General features: G+C 66.9%; 13 protein-coding genes, 1 tRNA gene and 1 riboswitch. Of the genes, 6 read left to right on the top strand and 8 right to left on the bottom strand.

Annotated features, from left to right (window positions below):
* Positions 1 to 796: 796 nt before the first annotated feature.
* Positions 797 to 871 (bottom strand) — tRNA-Lys (locus WG921_RS03380).
* A 209-nt stretch (positions 872 to 1,080) separates the two neighbouring features.
* Here WG921_RS03380 and dapF point away from each other — a divergent pair.
* Entirely contained in the window at positions 1,081 to 1,923 is an 843-nt protein-coding gene (gene dapF / locus WG921_RS03375; protein ID WP_340107790.1) for a diaminopimelate epimerase, read from the top strand.
* On the top strand, positions 1,920 to 3,185 hold the full coding sequence (mtaB, locus tag WG921_RS03370) for a tRNA (N(6)-L-threonylcarbamoyladenosine(37)-C(2))-methylthiotransferase MtaB (protein WP_340107789.1): 1,266 nt from the start codon (positions 1,920 to 1,922) through the stop codon (positions 3,183 to 3,185). The genes dapF and mtaB overlap by 4 nt, the downstream gene beginning before the upstream one ends.
* On the opposite strand, the gene WG921_RS03365 is transcribed toward mtaB, so the two are convergent.
* The 5 genes from WG921_RS03365 to metZ form a co-directional block, all read right to left on the bottom strand.
* A complete protein-coding gene (locus WG921_RS03365) occupies positions 3,142 to 4,029 on the bottom strand; it encodes a DMT family transporter (protein ID WP_340107788.1) in 888 nt (295 codons plus the stop codon). The genes mtaB and WG921_RS03365 overlap by 44 nt on opposite strands.
* A 1-nt stretch (position 4,030) precedes the next feature.
* Positions 4,031 to 5,479 (bottom strand): TrkH family potassium uptake protein, encoded by a 1,449-nt coding sequence (locus WG921_RS03360; RefSeq protein ID WP_340107787.1) that lies wholly within the window; start codon positions 5,477 to 5,479, stop codon positions 4,031 to 4,033.
* 57 nt (positions 5,480 to 5,536) lie between these two features.
* Positions 5,537 to 6,370 (bottom strand): aldo/keto reductase, encoded by an 834-nt coding sequence (locus WG921_RS03355; protein WP_340107786.1) that lies wholly within the window; start codon positions 6,368 to 6,370, stop codon positions 5,537 to 5,539.
* Positions 6,371 to 6,405: 35 nt separating this feature from the next.
* Positions 6,406 to 7,506: a GTP cyclohydrolase FolE2 gene (folE2, locus tag WG921_RS03350; protein WP_340107785.1), complete on the bottom strand. Its 1,101-nt coding sequence runs from the start codon at positions 7,504 to 7,506 to the stop codon at positions 6,406 to 6,408.
* Between the two features lie 203 nt (positions 7,507 to 7,709).
* On the bottom strand, positions 7,710 to 8,885 hold the full coding sequence (gene metZ, locus WG921_RS03345; RefSeq protein ID WP_340107784.1) for an O-succinylhomoserine sulfhydrylase: 1,176 nt from the start codon (positions 8,883 to 8,885) through the stop codon (positions 7,710 to 7,712).
* Between the two features lie 55 nt (positions 8,886 to 8,940).
* Positions 8,941 to 9,020: riboswitch (SAM riboswitch) on the bottom strand.
* A gap of 109 nt (positions 9,021 to 9,129) precedes the next feature.
* Here metZ and WG921_RS03340 point away from each other — a divergent pair.
* The gene (locus tag WG921_RS03340) at positions 9,130 to 9,876 is read left to right on the top strand and encodes an HpcH/HpaI aldolase family protein (protein ID WP_340107783.1); all 747 of its coding nucleotides are present in this window, start codon (positions 9,130 to 9,132) and stop codon (positions 9,874 to 9,876) included.
* A 13-nt stretch (positions 9,877 to 9,889) separates the two neighbouring features.
* On the opposite strand, the gene WG921_RS03335 is transcribed toward WG921_RS03340, so the two are convergent.
* Positions 9,890 to 10,618 carry an RNA methyltransferase gene (locus tag WG921_RS03335; protein WP_340107782.1) on the bottom strand — a complete coding sequence of 243 codons (729 nt, stop codon included), beginning with the start codon at positions 10,616 to 10,618 and terminating at the stop codon, positions 9,890 to 9,892.
* Entirely contained in the window at positions 10,615 to 11,442 is an 828-nt protein-coding gene (locus WG921_RS03330; protein ID WP_340107781.1) for a class I SAM-dependent methyltransferase, read from the bottom strand. The genes WG921_RS03335 and WG921_RS03330 overlap by 4 nt, the downstream gene beginning before the upstream one ends.
* Before the next feature lie 122 nt (positions 11,443 to 11,564).
* Between WG921_RS03330 and WG921_RS03325 the strand changes: the two genes are divergently transcribed.
* From WG921_RS03325 to WG921_RS03315, 3 genes are all read left to right on the top strand, one after another.
* Positions 11,565 to 12,776 (top strand): NADP-dependent isocitrate dehydrogenase, encoded by a 1,212-nt coding sequence (locus WG921_RS03325; protein WP_340107780.1) that lies wholly within the window; start codon positions 11,565 to 11,567, stop codon positions 12,774 to 12,776.
* 153 nt (positions 12,777 to 12,929) lie between these two features.
* Positions 12,930 to 14,057: a TAXI family TRAP transporter solute-binding subunit gene (locus WG921_RS03320; RefSeq protein WP_340107779.1), complete on the top strand. Its 1,128-nt coding sequence runs from the start codon at positions 12,930 to 12,932 to the stop codon at positions 14,055 to 14,057.
* Positions 14,058 to 14,114: 57 nt separating this feature from the next.
* Positions 14,115 to 16,076, top strand: coding sequence for a TRAP transporter permease (locus tag WG921_RS03315; protein WP_340107778.1), 1,962 nt, complete (start codon positions 14,115 to 14,117; stop codon positions 16,074 to 16,076).
* Positions 16,077 to 16,167 lie beyond the last annotated feature (91 nt).

Genomic DNA, 16,167 nt, shown 5'->3' with positions numbered 1-16,167 from the left:
CCAACTATTTCCATGATTATCTCTCGTCGTTCCTAGAGAATTTGTTTGGTACGTGGTGCCGTCCGATCCGCGCGTTGTGCCAAGCGAGTCAGTCCGCCAAGTATTTCCGCGATTGTCGCGCGTTGTACCGAGCGAGTCAGTTCGAAATGTTTGCCCATTGCTGCAACGAGTGTTGCCCAATGTGTCGGTCCGGCAGGTCTGCGCGTGAACCGATGCGCCGAAAAGCAGCATAAATATTGCGCTTGTGGCAAAGATTTTAAGCATCCTAATCGCCTCAAATTTGAACCGGCATTCCCCATTTAGCCTGCCGTACGTGAGATTACGGACTCTAGGGTTACGATTTCAAGAATTTTCTTTTCGGTTTATTGTGGTTCGATTTTTCTTCATTTAGCAGAATCTTCGAGGTAAATAAGTCGGGGCGGGTAGTGATGCCTTAAGGCTGGGCAGCTAGCCAAAAGTCATGAACGCCAAGAGCGATAATACGAGCGAGCCCCCCCCCGCCCCTGCGAGACATTGGCACAGGCCGCCAGAAACGGCGCGTCAGCGGGCGCGGCGTATCATCGGTGATGCACTGGCGCTATGCGTGGGGTGCGCGCTCTGGGGCCTGATGCTGGCCGTGTTGTGGCGGGCGATCTAAACTGCATCGATTATCCGCACCAGCACTTCGTGAGAACGAGCGGCTGAAATCGGCAGCTTCGCGCCAAGCAACAGCGCTGAAATGTCCCCCAAATGTCCCCCATACCGAAAGGAGCAACCCGAGCGCCATTGCGCATTTAAAGTAACTCTTTGAAAACATTGGTGAGCGGGGCGGGGATCGAACCCGCGACCAGCTGATTAAAAGTCAGCTGCTCTACCACTGAGCTACCCGCCCCACCGTGTGATCGGCTCGCCACGCGGAGATCGCTCCGGCGAGGCCGTTTCACATGTCGTCGCACAACTCCCTCGCCGAACGACAAATGAGGCGTCCGTCGGCGGCTTTGCGGTGCGGAACCTAGGGAGAGCGCCGGAACGGGTCAAGATGAAAACATTGGCGGCGCGGCGGCGCTGGCGCTCGGGCGCGGCTGACATTATACACCGCCCATGTCTACGCTCGACGCCAGCGCCGCCCTCGCGTTTGAAAAGATGCACGGGCTTGGAAACGACTTCGTCGTGATCGACGCGCGCGAGCGCGCCGATCCGATGACGCCTGCGCTGGCGCGGGCCATCGGCGACCGGCGCCGCGGCGTCGGCTTCGACCAGCTTGTCGTGATCTTCGAGGATGCGGAGGCTGACGCGCGGCTCGTCTTCTGGAACGCGGACGGCGGCACGGCGGGCGCCTGCGGCAACGCAACGCGCTGCATCGCCGCGCGGCTGATGAAAGCCGCGGGCCGCGAGCGGCTCAGGCTTCGGACGGAACGCGGCGTTCTTGCCTGCGAGGCGTTGAGCGACGGGCGGGTGCGGGTCGACATGGGGGCGCCCCTGCTCGACTGGCGGGACATTCCGCTCTCGCGGGAGGCCGACACGGCGCATCTGCCCCTGCCGGGCGATCCGGCCGCGTGCTCGATGGGCAATCCGCATTGCACTTTCTTCGTCGAAAGCGCGGAGGCCGCGCCGCTGACGACGCGGGGCCCGGCGGTGGAGCGCGACTCGCTCTTTCCGGAGCGGACCAATGTCCAGTTCGTCGAGATTGTCGCGCGCGACCGGGCGCGGGTGAAGGTCTGGGAGCGGGGCGTCGGCGTCACGCTCGCGTCCGGCTCGTCATCCTGCGCGGTGCTGGTGAACGCCGTCAGGCGCGGATTGATGGACCGGAGCGCGGTGCTGACGCTCGACGGCGGCGAGATCGAGGTGGCCTGGCCGGAAGGGGCCGGGGTTCTCATGACCGGCCCGGTCGCGAACGTGTTCGAGGGCCGGCTCTCGGCCGAATTTCTCGAAGCCGCGCGATGAGCGCGCCGCTGTTCGAGACGTTCGGCTGCCGTCTCAACGCCTACGAGACCGAAGCGATGAAGGGCCTCGCCGCCGAATCCGGGCTGGAGGGGGCGATCATCGTCAACACCTGCGCGGTGACGGCGGAGGCGGTGCGCCAGGCCCGCCAGCGGATCCGCCGGCTTCGGCGCGACCATCCGGAGGCCCGGATCGTCGTCACCGGCTGCGCCGCGCAGGTGGAGCCGGAGACCTTCGCCGCCATGCCGGAGGTCGATCTGGTCCTCGGCAATCTGGAGAAGATGCGCAAGGAAAGCTGGACCGCGCTCGCCGCGCCTGACTTCCGCCCGCCGACCGAGAAGATCCTCGTCGACGACATCATGGCCGTGAAGGAGACGGCCGGGCATCTGATCGACGGGTTCGGTTCGCGCGCGCGCGCCTATATTCAGGTGCAGAACGGCTGCGATCATCGCTGCACCTTCTGCATCATTCCATATGGGCGGGGCGATTCCCGCTCGGTTCCGGCGGGAGTGGTGGTCGAGCAGGTCCGGCGCCTGATCGATTCGGGCTACAACGAGATCGTCCTGACCGGGGTCGACATGACCTCGTGGGGCGCGGATCTGCCGGGCGCGCCGCGCCTCGGCGATCTCGTGCAGCGAATCCTGCGGCTCGCGCCGGATCTCCGGCGGCTCAGGATCTCATCCATCGACAGCATCGAAGCGGACCCCGCGCTGATCGACGCGGTGGCGTCCGAGCGCCGGCTGATGCCGCATCTCCATCTCTCGCTTCAGGCGGGAGACGACATGATCCTGAAGCGGATGAAGCGGCGCCATCTCCGGGACGACGCGATCCGGTTCTGCGAGAACATGCGCCGCGCGCGGCCCGAAATCGTCTATGGCGCCGACCTGATCGCCGGCTTCCCCACGGAGACCGAGGCGATGTTCGAGAACTCGCTGAGGCTGGTGGAGGAATGCGGCCTCACATGGCTTCATGTCTTCCCCTATTCGAAGCGAAAGGGCACGCCGGCCGCGCGGATGCCGCAGGTCCCCGGAGCCGAAATTCGGGAGCGCGCCGCCCGTCTTCGCGCGCTCGGCGAGGCGCGCACGGCCGCCTATCTGACGCGGGAGATCGGCGAAACGCGCGAAGTCCTGATGGAAAGCCCGCGGCGCGGGCGGACCGAAACCTTCGCCAAGGTGGATTTCGCGGCCGATCAGCCGGTCGGCGCCCTCGTCGCGGCGCGCATCACGGCTGCGGCGGCGGGGCGGCTTTCGGCCGAGCCGCTCTGAAGCCGGCGAAGAGGCGAATCCCGATCCCCGTGACGACGATCAGCGCCAGACCGGCGGCGGCGAGCGCATCCGGAAAGTCGCTGAAGACGGCGAGGCCGATCAGCGCCGCGCTCGGCAATTGCAGATAGATCAACGGCGAGAGCACCGCGGCGCGCTCACGCGCGTAGGCGGCGACGAGGCAGAAATTCGCCGCCGCCGAACCGAGCCCGGAGCCGAGAAGGAGCCATGGCCCCTCGGTCGCGGCCCCCATCCCGCCGAGCGCGAAGGGGAACGTGATGAGCGTTCCGATCACCAATTGCGAGGCGATCTGCGCCAAGGGCGGCGTGAAAGGCGCGCTCCAGCGCGTCGCTGCGTTGAAGCACCCGTAGGACGCGCCGCCGGCAAGCGCCCAGAGAAGCCCCACGTTCATGCCCGCGCCCGGGCGCGTCACCATGAGCACGCCGACAAGGCCGAAGAGCAGCGAGAGAAGGTCGAGGGCCGTCACCCGCTCCTTCAGGACCGTCGCGGCGAGAAGCGTCGCGATCGCCGGGGCGATGAAGAACGCTCCGAACACATCCGCCAACGGCGCGTAGGAGACCGCGGTCACCATCGAAACGATGCCGCCGACCACGAACATCCCGCGCAAGAGTTGCGCGACGACGAAGCGCGGCGTCAGCGCCGGAAACTGTCTCCGCGCCAGCGCCAGCGGCAGGAAGATCGCCGCACCGACGGCGAACCGGAAAAAGGCCACCACGATCGGCTCGATCGATGTGGCCTGCGCCACCACCTTCGCGAAGGCGTCGCCGACCGGAATCAGGAGCGCGCTCATGGTCATCAGCAGAAGCGCGAATGTCGTTGGGCGCATCTCAGCCTCGCCAGAACGCGGATGTGAACATCACCAGCACCGCGAGAAGCTCCAGCCGCCCCAGAAGCATCGCCACCGACAGCACCCATTTCGCCGCGTCGGGCAACTTCGCGAAGTTGCCGGACGGCCCGATCTCCGGCCCGAGCCCCGGCCCGATATTGGCGATGGCGGTCGCCGCGCCGGAAATCGCGGTGATCGGCGCCAGCCCGATCATCGACAGCATGATGGCGATCAGCCCGAAACTGACCAGAAAGAAGAACAGGAAGCTCATCACCGAGGAAATCACGTCCGGGTCCACCGGCCGGCCGGCGTATCGCGGCGTAAAGACGCCGTTCGGCGAGTGGAGCCGGCGAATCTGCGACACGACCGCCGCCGCCAGAATCTGGAGCCGGAAAATCTTGATCGAACAGGCCGTCGAGCCCGAACAGCCGCCGATGAAGCCGATGATGAAGATCACCGTCACGGGGAACGCGCCCCAGGCCTGATAATCGACGCTGGCGAACCCGGTGCCGGTGATGATCGAGAGCGAGTTGAACAGGGCTTCGCGGACATTCGATTCCCGGAAGACGCCCCCCTCGACGACGAGATAAGTGGTCAGGAGGCCCGCCGACACCAGAACCGCCCCCAGAAAGGCCCGGATCTGCGGGTCGACGAACAGCGGGCGCGTGGAGCCGTTCACGACCTGGACATACCGCACGAACGGGAGCGCGGCGAGAAACATGAACGCCGAGGCGACATATTCCGCGCCGGGCTCATACGCTCCGAAAGACGAGTCGCTGTTCGCGAATCCCCCGGTCGCGATCGTGGTCATCGCGTGGACCGTGGCGTCGAACGCCGACATGCCCGCCGCGGCGTAGCCGACCATGCAGAACGCGGTGAGGGAGACATAGATCCAGCCGATCGATTGCGCGATCTCCACCGCCCTCGGCAGGATCTTGCCGAGCGTGTCGAACGCCTCGGACCTGAAGAACTGCATGCCCCCGACCCGCAGCGCGGGCAGGAAGACCATCGCGAACACGATGATGCCGACGCCGCCGAACCACTGCAGCATCCCCCGCCAGAGAAGCACGCCCTTCGGAAGCGTCTCCAGCCCGGTGAAGACCGTGGAGCCGGTGGTCGTCATCCCGCTCATCGCTTCGAAAAACGCGTCGACGAAACGGGCGTTCGGCTCGCCCAGCATGAACGGCAGCGCGCCGAAGAACGGCAGCGCGATCCAGGTGAGGTTGGCCAGAAGAAAGCTCTGCTGGAGCGAGAGGCCCGCGCTTCGCTGCTCGCGGCAGGCCCCGGTCAGCGCGCCCCCGAAAAACATCGCGACCGCGCCGCAGAGCGCAAAGACGCGCCAGCCGCCGGCGCCATGCGCCGCCTCGACCACGGCCGGGGCCGCCATCGCGACGCCGAGCCCGAAGATGAAGATGCCGACGACGAAGAATACGGGGCGCGGGTCTAGCATGGCGGAGCGTTGGCTGGGCCGCTCGACGCTGTCAAGGATGGCCACCGCGCGCCGGAATCAGGCCGCGGTCCATTCCGGCGCGTGTTCGGAGCCCTCGCACAGTCGGAGCCCCCGCGTCCGGAGCGCGCCAATCGCCGTCATTTCCTCCGGCTCCAGCGAAAAATCGAAAACCGAGAGATTCTCCTCCAGACGCGCCGGGTTGGTCGTGCGCGGAATCGCCACGACGCCGTCCTGCTGCACATGCCAGCGAAGGACGACCTGCGCCGGCGAGACGCCGAGGCGCGCGGCGGGCGACGCCACCGCCGGCTCCTCGAAAAGCGCCCCGCCCCGCGCCAGAGGGCAATAGGAGGTCGTGGCGAGGCCGAGCGCCCGGTTCGCCGCCATTATCCGCTCCTGATCCAGAAGCGGATGGTTCTCGATCTGGTTGCAGACGAGAGGGTGCGCCGAAAGCCGCGCCGCCTCGCGCACCCGCGCGGCGTTGAAATTCGACACGCCGATATGCCGGGTCAGGCCCTTCGTCCGCGCATCGTTCAGCGCGCCGATGCTCTCGGCCAACGGAATGGTCGGCGACGGCCAGTGGATCAGCGCAAGATCGACCATGTCGAGCCCAAGCCGCGTCAGGCTTCCCTCAAGCGCCGCCTGAAGCGCGCCGTCCGCGATCTGGTCCGGCCAGATCTTCGTGGTCACGAAAACCTCGTCCCGCGCCACCCCGCCCGCGCGGAGCCCCGCGCCGACGCCGGTCTCGTTCCCGTACATCACCGCGGTGTCGATATGGCGATAGCCGACGCCGAGCGCCGCGCGCACCATCGCCTCCGCCGCCGCATCGTCGAGCGTCCATGTGCCGAGGCCGATCGCAGGAATCCGCGCGCCGTTCGCTTCCACCCGATGCATTGTCCGCGTCTCCCCTCATCCGTTCCGGCGGAAGATTACCCCCGATGGATCAGGCTGTCGAACAGATGCGGCGCCAACGTCGCGCCGGCGAAATAGTCGCCCTCGGTCAGAACGGAGATCGCATCGTGGCTGTGGAGCGATTCCTGATGGCTGGCGGCGACGCGAAAATCGCCGATCCGCGCGTCCGCCGACAGGACGTCGGCCAGAAGCCGCGCCGCGTCCTCGACGAAAATCGGATTGGAGCCGTTCAGCTCCGCGAAGGCCTGCTCATCCTCGCGCTTCACCATCACCTGCGTCTCCGTCGGGATCGCGGCGCGGCACATCCCGATCAGATCCTCCAGCCAGAGCCGCTCCCCCTCGCCATCCAGAAGCGCGGAGATCCGCGCGACCGAGCGCTGCGAATGCGGCGTCGCGATCTGGCCGCGGCTCGCGCGCGCGTGCTCCGCCAGCTCCAGCGAGCAGGGGCAGGTGGAGGCGTAGACATAGTCGAGATGAATCGCGCGGATCGTCTCCGCTTCGGTGCGCGCCATCTCGTAGGTCGCGTCATAGTACTGATACCCGGCGAGACCGGAGCGCAGGCTGTTCTTCAGCATCGGAAACCGGATCCGGAGCGCGAGGCGCGCGTCCAGCCCGCCGATATCCGTGGCGTAACTGTCAAGGATGGCGCCGATCGCGTCGAATCCGAACGGCCGGTCCGCGCCCGCGTAGAAGGACCGCATGATGCGACTCATGTTGATGCCCTTCTTGGTCGCGTCGAGCGAGACCGATCCGGTCACCGAAGTCTCCAGCGTCACGCCTTCGCCGGACCGGGTCGCCCAGTGCAGCGGCAGCCGGAAATTGGAGATCCCGACATGCTGGATCGGCGCGCGCCGGCCCTTGATCAGGCTCGCCGGGCCATTTTGCAGATCGGGCAGCGTGGCCCGATAGGCCTCGTCCGCTTCGAACCCTTCGGGGTAGGCGCGGCTGAGCGCGCCGCCCCCCAGCGCGCCCGAAAGCGCGGAGAGGCCCAGCGCCGCCGCCTCCGCCGGGTCCTCCGCCACGAGCCGGCGAAGCAGATCCAGCGCCGCGACGGCTTCGCTCCGGCCCGGCGCCGCCGGCTCGCTCTCCCGTGCGATGGTGTTCGCGCGCATGTTCATGGCTTACTCCTTCGAGACGACAACCCAGATATGGCGCCGAACGGCGCCCCGTCCAAGGCGCCCGTGGCCCACGACCGGCGATCCATGGCGGCCGCTCCGATCAATGACAGTTGGACGCGGCCCGAGCCGAAAGGTTTCCTCGCGCGTCAAATCGGCGAATCCGGGCCTGCGAATCTCCGGCGCCCCGCAGCTCCACGCCGCGCCTAGACGCAGCCCAGCGCGCCGACGACATCGGCGATCAGATCCTCCGGCGCTTCGAGCCCGACGGAGAACCGCAGGAGCCCCCGCCCGATCCCCAACGCCTGGCGTCGGCTCTCCTCCAGCCTCTGATGGGTCGTCGTCGCCGGGTGCGTGATGATGGATTTGGCGTCGCCGAGATTGTTGGAGATGGTGACGATCCGAAGCGCGTTCATGAACCGGAACGCCGCCGCCTTGCCGCCAAGGTCGAAGGCGATCATCGTCCCGCCGGTCTCCATCTGCCGCGCCGCGATCTCGCGTTGCGGATGGTCCTCCCGGCCGGGATAGAACACGCGGGCGACCTTCGGATGGGCCGCGAGCCGATCCGCGATCAGGGCCGCGGAGGCGGCCTGCGCCCGGGCGCGGAGGTCGAGCGTCTCCAGCCCTTTCAGCATGACCCAGGCGTTGAACGGGCTGAGCGCGCCGCCGGTATGCTTGAGATAGGGCTGCAGGATATCGCAGATGAACCGCTTCGTGCCGAGCACGACCCCGCCGAGGCAGCGACCCTGCCCGTCCATATGTTTCGTCGCGGAATAGACCACGACATCCGCGCCGAGCGCCAGCGGGCGCTGAAAGATCGGCGACGCGAACACATTGTCCACCACCACCCGCGCGCCGACGCCGTGCGCGATCTCCGAGACGGCGGCGATGTCGATGATCTCCAGCGTCGGATTGGCCGGCGTTTCGAGAAAGACGGCGACGGTCTCGGGCCGCATCGCCGCCCGCCACTGGTCGAGATCGGGCCCGTCGACCAGCGTGGTCTCGACTCCGAACCGCGGCAGAAGCTTTTCGAGGATATAGAGACAGGAGCCGAATAGCGCGCGCGCCGCGACGACATGATCGCCCGCCTTCAGCTGCGCGATCAGCGCCCCGCTCACCGCCGCCATTCCCGATGCGGTGGCGAAAGCGTCCTCGGCGCCCTCCAGCGCGGCGATCCGGTTCTCGAACATCCGCACCGTCGGATTGCCGTAACGCGCGTAGATGAACCCCTCATCCTCGCCGTTGAAGCGCGCCTCCGCCGCTTCGGCGCTGGGATAGGCGAAGCCTTGCGTCAGGTAGAGCGCCTCCGACATCTCGCCGTGACGGCTCCGCTCGATCCCGGCGTGAACCATGCGGGTCCGGGGAGAAAGCTCTCGTTCCATCGTGTCTTCTTTCGGCGAAGCGTGGCGCGCCACGGAAAAGCCGGGCCGAAACGGTCCGGGCGCGCCCGGGACCTCTTTAGCGGAATATTTTACGTGACCCGCAAGCCGGCCGACCAAATCGTCACATCAAGTTCGCCCATGGTAGAGGCGCGAAAGCCGCAAGACAATCACGCTCGACAAGCCGCCGGCGCCTCGGCCATGCTGGTCCGGCGGGTCGGAGCCGAAGACGCGGTGAGGAGGGCGTATGGGATTGCGGAAACGCGTGCTGGCCGGGGAGCAGGTTCCCGGCGCGATGGTGTTCGAGTTCTTTTCTCCCGGCGTCTCTCAACTTTTGCGCGTCGCCGGCGCGGAATTCGTGATCTACGACATGGAGCATTCCGGCGTTGGGCTGGAGACGCTGAAGGCGCAGGCGGCGGCTTGCCGCGGCTTGCCGATCACGCCGCTCGCGCGCCCCCCGGCCGGCGATTATCACTTTCTCGCGCGGCTGCTCGATATCGGCATGAAGGGCGTCATGGTGCCGATGGTCGATAGCGGCGCGGCGGCGGCTTCGATCGTCGAAGCCTGCCATTATCCGCCGCAGGGACGGCGCGGCGCGGCGTTCGGCTTCTCCCATGACGACTTCGAGCCCGGCGCGCCGGCGGACAAGATCGCGGCTTCGAACGAAAACGTGCTGATCATCGCCCAGATCGAAACCGAACGCGGCCTCGCCCATGTCGACCAGATCGCCGCGACGGAGGGGATCGACGTGCTCTGGATCGGCCAGTTCGACCTGACCAATTTCCTCGGCGCGCCGGGGGATTTTCAGGCGCCGGCCTATCTCGACGCCTGCGCGGAGATCGCCGCCGCCGCGCGCCGCCACGGCAAGGCCCTCGGCGCGATGGCGATGAACGCCGAGGGGGCCGCGGACTACCGCCGCCAAGGCTTCGAGATGATCGCCGCGGGCACCGACCAGGCGATGCTGATCCAGGGGGTGAAGGCGGTGCTGGGCTGAGCGCCCGCGCCCGCTACTCCTCCCGCCGGCGCTTTTCCGCCAGTGCCCGGATCAGGCCGTGCAGCGTCCGGACGTCCTGGTCGGTCAGAGGCGCCCGGTGGAACATGCTTCGGAGATGCACCAGCATCGACGCCCGCTTCGTCTCCGGGAAGAAGAATCGCGCCTCGTCCAGCTCCTCCACCAGATGATCGATCATCCGCTCCACGTCGCGCTGCGCGGCCGGGGGCGTATCCAGCGCCACGGCGCGGGGCGCCTCCCGGGCCTGCCGGCGCCATTCGTACGCGACCAGAAGAACGCATTGCGCGAGGTTGAGCGACGCGAAGTCCGGGTTCACCGGCACGGTGACGATGGTGTTGGCGCGGACGATGTCCTCCGTCTCCAACCCCGTCCGCTCGCGCCCGAACAGCACGCCGACGCGCTCTCCATCGGCGATCCGGGCCGCCGCGTCCCGCATCGCGGCCTCCGGCGTCAGAACCTGCTTGGTCATGCCTCTCGGGCGGGCCGTGGTGGCGTAGACATGGGTGAGATCGGCGACCGCGTCGGCGGTTCCGCCGAAATTCCGCGCGCCGTCCAGCACCCGCCCCGCGCCCGACGCCACGGCGACCGCCTTCGGGCTCGGCCAGCCGTCGCGCGGCGCGACGACCCGCATGTCCTTCAGGCCGAAATTCCACATGCCCCGGGCGGCGGCGCCGATATTCTCCGCCATCTGCGGCTCGACCAGGATGAAAACCGGCGCGCTCACGCTTTCACCGCCCAGAGACTGGTCTCCACCGCGCCCGCGTGGAGCGGCAGCCGCGACAGCGCGCCGGTCTCCGCAGCCCGCATTCGGGTGACGGCGTAGCGGCTGGAGAAAAGCGGCCGCATCCCGCCCGAGAGCAGCCATGGGCCAAAACCGTTCTGCTCGGCGTAGCCGCGCCATTCCCACGTCTCGGGATAGGGATCCGGCAGCAGAATGTCATGAAAATGGACGAGAACGCCGGGGCGGAGGGCCGGCAGGATCCGGTTGAGAATCATGTCGACATCCGAGCCGGGGACGAGCACATGGCTCGAATCGAAAAACGCGACATCGCCCGGCGCCAGCGCCTCGAACAGCGGCAGATGCCGCTCGGAAAGCAGCGCGCCCACCCATTCCACCGGCAGATCGCCGAGCGCGGCGCGCGGCGCGGGGTCGATGCAGGTGATCCGGGCGCCCGTCCCCTCGGCCCGCGCCGCCTCGGCCATGAAGCGGGTCGAATGGCCGGAGCCCACCTCGATGATCCGCGCGGGCCGGCGCGCGGCGACGATGGCGTACGCCGCGGCGCCGTCGGCGCGCGGAAACCAGTCCTGCCCCCAGCGCGGCCGCGGCGGCGGCCCGTCCAGCGCGGCCAGCGCGGCGCCGCGCCGCTCGATCTCCGCCAGGATGGTGCGGAATTCGCCCTCGGCCGCCGCGAACAGCGCCTCGAACGCCGGATAGGGCCCCGGAGGCGCGACCGCGTCGGCATGGCGGTAGGGGATGAAGAACCCCTCCCGCGCCGCGCCGCTCAGCGTTCGCTCCGCCATCTTTCGCGCCCGCTCCGGCAATATCATCGCGTCATCCTTGTATCCGCGCGCATACGACGCGCTTTTTCACGCCTTCGGGGCCTGTTGGCGCCCGCTCCGGCGGGGTATAGCCTCCGCGCAACGCCAAACGCCACCTGAGAGGCCCATTCATGGACAAGATCAAAGTCGCCAACCCCGTCGTCGAGCTCGACGGCGACGAGATGACCCGGATCATCTGGGATTTCATAAAGCAGAAGCTGATCCTGCCATATCTCGACATCGACCTTCATTATTACGACCTCGGCATCCAGGAGCGGGACCGGACCGACGATCAGGTCACGGTCGACGCGGCCGAAGCGATCAAGAAGTATGGCGTCGGCGTGAAATGCGCCACCATCACCCCGGACGAGGCCCGCGTCGAGGAGTTCAAGCTGAAGAAGATGTGGCGGAGCCCGAACGGCACCATCCGCAACATCATCGGCGGCGTGATCTTCCGTCAGCCGATCATCTGCCGGAACGTGCCGCGGCTGGTGCCGGGCTGGACCAAGCCGATCGTCATCGGCCGTCACGCGTTCGGCGATCAGTATCGCGCCACGGATTTCCTCTTCCCCGGACCGGGCAAGCTCACGATCAAGTTCACCGGCGAAGACGGCGCCGTGATCGAGAAGGAGGTCTTCCAGGCGCCCAGCTCCGGCGTCACCATGGCGATGTACAATCTCGACGCGTCGATCATCGACTTCGCCCGCGCGAGCATGAATTACGGCCTCAATCTTGGCTGGCCGGTCTATCTTTCGACCAAGAACACCATCCTCAAGGCCTATGACGGCCGCTTCAAGGATCTCTTCCAGAAGGTTTACGAGGAGGAGTTCGAGAGCAAGTTCAAGAAAGCCGGCATCACCTACGAGCACCGGCTGATCGACGATATGGTGGCGTCGGCCATGAAATGGGAAGGCGGTTACGTCTGGGCCTGCAAGAACTATGACGGCGACGTTCAGTCCGACACCGTCGCGCAGGGCTTCGGCTCGCTCGGCCTGATGACGTCGGTTCTGATGACGCCGGACGGCGCGACGGTTGAGGCCGAAGCCGCGCACGGAACGGTGACCCGCCACTATCGGGAGCATCAGAAGGGCAACCCGACCTCGACCAACTCCATCGCCTCGATCTACGCTTGGACCGGCGGGCTGAAGCATCGCGCCAAGCTCGACGACAACGCGAAACTCCTGCATTTCGCGGAAACGCTGGAGAAGGTCTGCGTCGACACGGTCGAGAGCGGCAAGATGACCAAGGATCTCGCGCTCCTCGTCGGCTCGGATCAGAAATGGCTCACCACCGAAGGCTTCCTGGACGCGGTGGACGAGAATCTGCAAAAAGCGATCGGATAACCTGATCGTCGCCTGACGCGCGCGCGCAAGCGCTTTTGATCGCCGCGGAGCTCCCAGCCGGAGTCCCGCGGCGATCTTCGCTTGCGCTCACATTTGAAGCCTGTTTTTAGTGTATTAAAGCCGCGCGAGCGACGCGGTTCCATGGAGGATCCTATGAAATTCGTCACTATCGCCGCCGCCGCCGCGCTCGTCGCGGGCCCGGCTCTGTCTTTCGAATTGCCCGACCAGATGGCCTGGACCGCCTATGACACCGGCTCCGCCGGCTACAATCAGGCGGTGGCCATCGGCGCCGCGATGCAGAACGCGACGGGGATGAGCCTTCGGGTTCTGCCCGGCAAGAACGACGTCTCCCGCACCGAACCGCTCCGTCAGGGCAAGGTCCAGTTTTCGGCCACCGGCGTCGGCGGCTCCTTCATGGCGCAGGAGGGTGTGTTCGAATTCGGCGCGAAGAACTGGGGCCCGCAGAAGGTGCGCGTCCTCGTCGCGAATAACGACAGCTCGACCGGGCTCGCGGTCGGCGTCGCCGGCGATATCGGAGTCAAAGAGTATTCCGATCTCAAGGGAAAGCGCATCGCCTGGATCAAGGGCGCGCCCGCGCTCAACATCAATACGGTGGCCTATCTCGCATATGCCGGCCTCACGCTCGACGACGTCGAGGTTGTCGAGTTCGGCGGGTTCGGCGCCGGCTGGAAAGGGCTCACCAACGGCCAGGTCGACACCGGCTTCGCCTCCACCAATTCCGGTCTCGCCTATGAGGCCGCCGCCGGCCCTCGCGGCCTGATCTGGCCCCCGATCGACCCGGACAACGCCGAGGGCATCGCCCGGATGCGCGCGGTCGCGCCCTTCTTCGACCCGGCGGTCGCAACCGTAGGCGCCGCGATCGACGGCGGCCCCGGCACTCCGACGGCCACCTACGCCTATCCGGTGCTGACGGCGATGGACACCCAGGACGAAGACCTCGTCTACAACATGACCGCCGCGATGGTTGAACTCTTCCCGGAATATGACGGCAACTCCCCGGGAATCGGCGGCTGGGCGCTGGAGAAGCAGAACTTCGAGTGGGTGGTGCCCTATCACGCCGGCGCCGTTCGCTACTTCAAGGAGCGCGGCGTCTGGAGCGACGCCGCGGACGCGCACAATGAAAACCTCATCGCGCGGCAGGACGCCCTCGCCGCGGCCTGGGAAGAGTTGAAGGCGGAAGACCCGGACGATTGGGAAGCCGCCTGGGGCGCGAAGCGCAAGGAAGCGCTTAAGGCCGGCGGTTTCAATATCGTCTTTTGACCTCAGCCGGCGCGGCGAAGCCGCGCCGGCTCCTAGCTCAAACCGGAGAACCAGTTGATGGACGCATCCGAGCGCCGCGAATTGGAGGGCGTCGCCGCATCGCCCTTGCCGCTCTCCGCACGGGCCGTGATCGGGACGCTGACGCTGGCGGGGATCGCCGTCTCGATCTACCAGCTGTTCAATATCCAGATTTTCGGAATCGTCCTGATCGAGGGGCGCTATCTCTACGTCCTCGCCGGCGTGTTTATCGCGCTCACCTTTCTCGCCTTCCCGCTTCAGCGCGCGCGCGGCCCCCGCTGGCATGACTGGGCGCTCTTCGCGCTGACGCTCATCGCCAGCGCCTATTTCGTCTGGACCGCGGAGAGCTCGCTCGAAATGGGCTGGGAGTTCGCGGCCCCGGACGAGGCGCGCTGGCTCTCGATCCTGCTCTACATCCTCATCCTGGAGGCGACGCGGCGCGCAGGCGGACTGGTTCTGTTCATCATCGTCCTGCTTGTTTCGCTCTACCCCACGGTCGCCGACCAGATGCCGGGTCCGATCTCGGGCTTCGCCTCGCCTTTCTGGGATCTCGCCCCCTATCACATGATCTCCTCCGAAAGCTCCTTCGGCATTCCGATGCGCGCTTTCGGCGAACTGGTGATCGGGTTCATCGTCTTCGGCGCCGTTCTCCAACAGACCGGCGGCGGCAAATTCTTCAACGATCTCGCGCTGGCCCTCGTCGGGCGGTATCGCGGCGGCGCGGCGAAAGTCTCGATCTTCGCCTCCGGTTTCATGGGCTCGATGTCGGGATCGGTGATCTCGAACGTCCTGACCACCGGCGCGGTTTCGATCCCCGCGATGAAGAAGACCGGCTTCTCCGCCCGTTACGCCGCGGCCACGGAGGCCTGCGCCTCCACCGGGGGCGTGCTGATGCCGCCGATCATGGGCGCGACCGCCTTCGTCATGGCCTCGTTCCTCTCGCGGCCCTATGTCGATATCGCCGTCGCAGCCGCGATCCCGTCTCTCCTGTTCTATTTCGGGCTTTTCGCGCAGATCGACTCCTATTCCGCGCGACGCGGGCTCCGCGGGATGGCGCGCGAAGACGTGCCCCGGCTTCTCGCCGCCTTCCGCGAGGGCTGGCTCTATGTTCTGGTTTTCGCGGTCCTGATCTACATGATGATCGCGCTGAGGATGGAGCGGCTCGCGCCCTTCTACGCGACCGGGCTTCTTCTGCTCATCAATCAGCTTCTGCCGCAGCATCGCTTCAGCCTGGCGAGCTTCGGGACGATGATCGTCGGGGTCGGCCGCTCGCTGGCGGAGCTGACGGCGATCCTGGTCGGGGTCGGGCTCATCGTCGGCGCCTTCGCCGCCACCGGACTTTCCGGCACGCTGGTGAACGAGCTGATTTTCATCGCCGGCGATTCCACCATCGCGCTGATCCTGATGGGCGCGCTCACCGCCTTCATCTTCGGCATGGGGATGACGGTGACCGCGTGCTACATCTTCCTCGCCGTGGTGCTGGCCCCTGCGCTGGTGCAGACGGGGTTGAACGAGCTCGCCGTGCATCTCTTCATTCTTTACTGGGGAATGGTCAGCTACATCACGCCGCCGGTCGCGCTTGGCGCTTTCGCCGCGGCGACGATGGCCGGCGCGACCCCGATGCGGACCGGGCTCGAGGCGATGCGTCTCGGCGGCGTGATCTATATCGTGCCGTTCTTCTTCCTGCTCAATCCCGCCCTGATCGGCGAAGGCTCCGCCAGCCAGGTGGCGTTGACGTTGAGCACCGCGCTCCTCGGGATATGGCTGATCTCGGCCGCGTTGCAGGGCTATGTGAGCCTCATCGGCGGGCTTGGCTCCGGGCCGCTCGGCATGACCCTCCGGGTCACGCTCGGGATTGGCGGGTTCTGCCTCGCGATGCCGGGCGGAGGCGTGCTCGGTCTTTCGCAAGGGCTTCTCTTCGGCCTTGGCGTAGCGCTCTCGGCGCCGGCTGTGATCATCGCCGCCATGAACGGGCGCGCGGCGCGCGCCAACCCGGCCTGACGGCGATTCTCACCACCCTGTCGTCCGCCGGTCGGCGGGCGAAGCTCTCAGTCTGACAATTGACGACGCCCACCCTGCTTCCCGCCCCGCG

Source organism: Paludibacillus litoralis, assembly GCF_037646705.1.
Classification (GTDB): domain Bacteria; phylum Pseudomonadota; class Alphaproteobacteria; order Rhodobacterales; family Rhodobacteraceae; genus Pikeienuella; species Pikeienuella litoralis.
The sequence above is the reverse complement of the archived record's forward strand: the minus strand, read 5'-3'. Positions and strand labels throughout refer to the sequence as shown.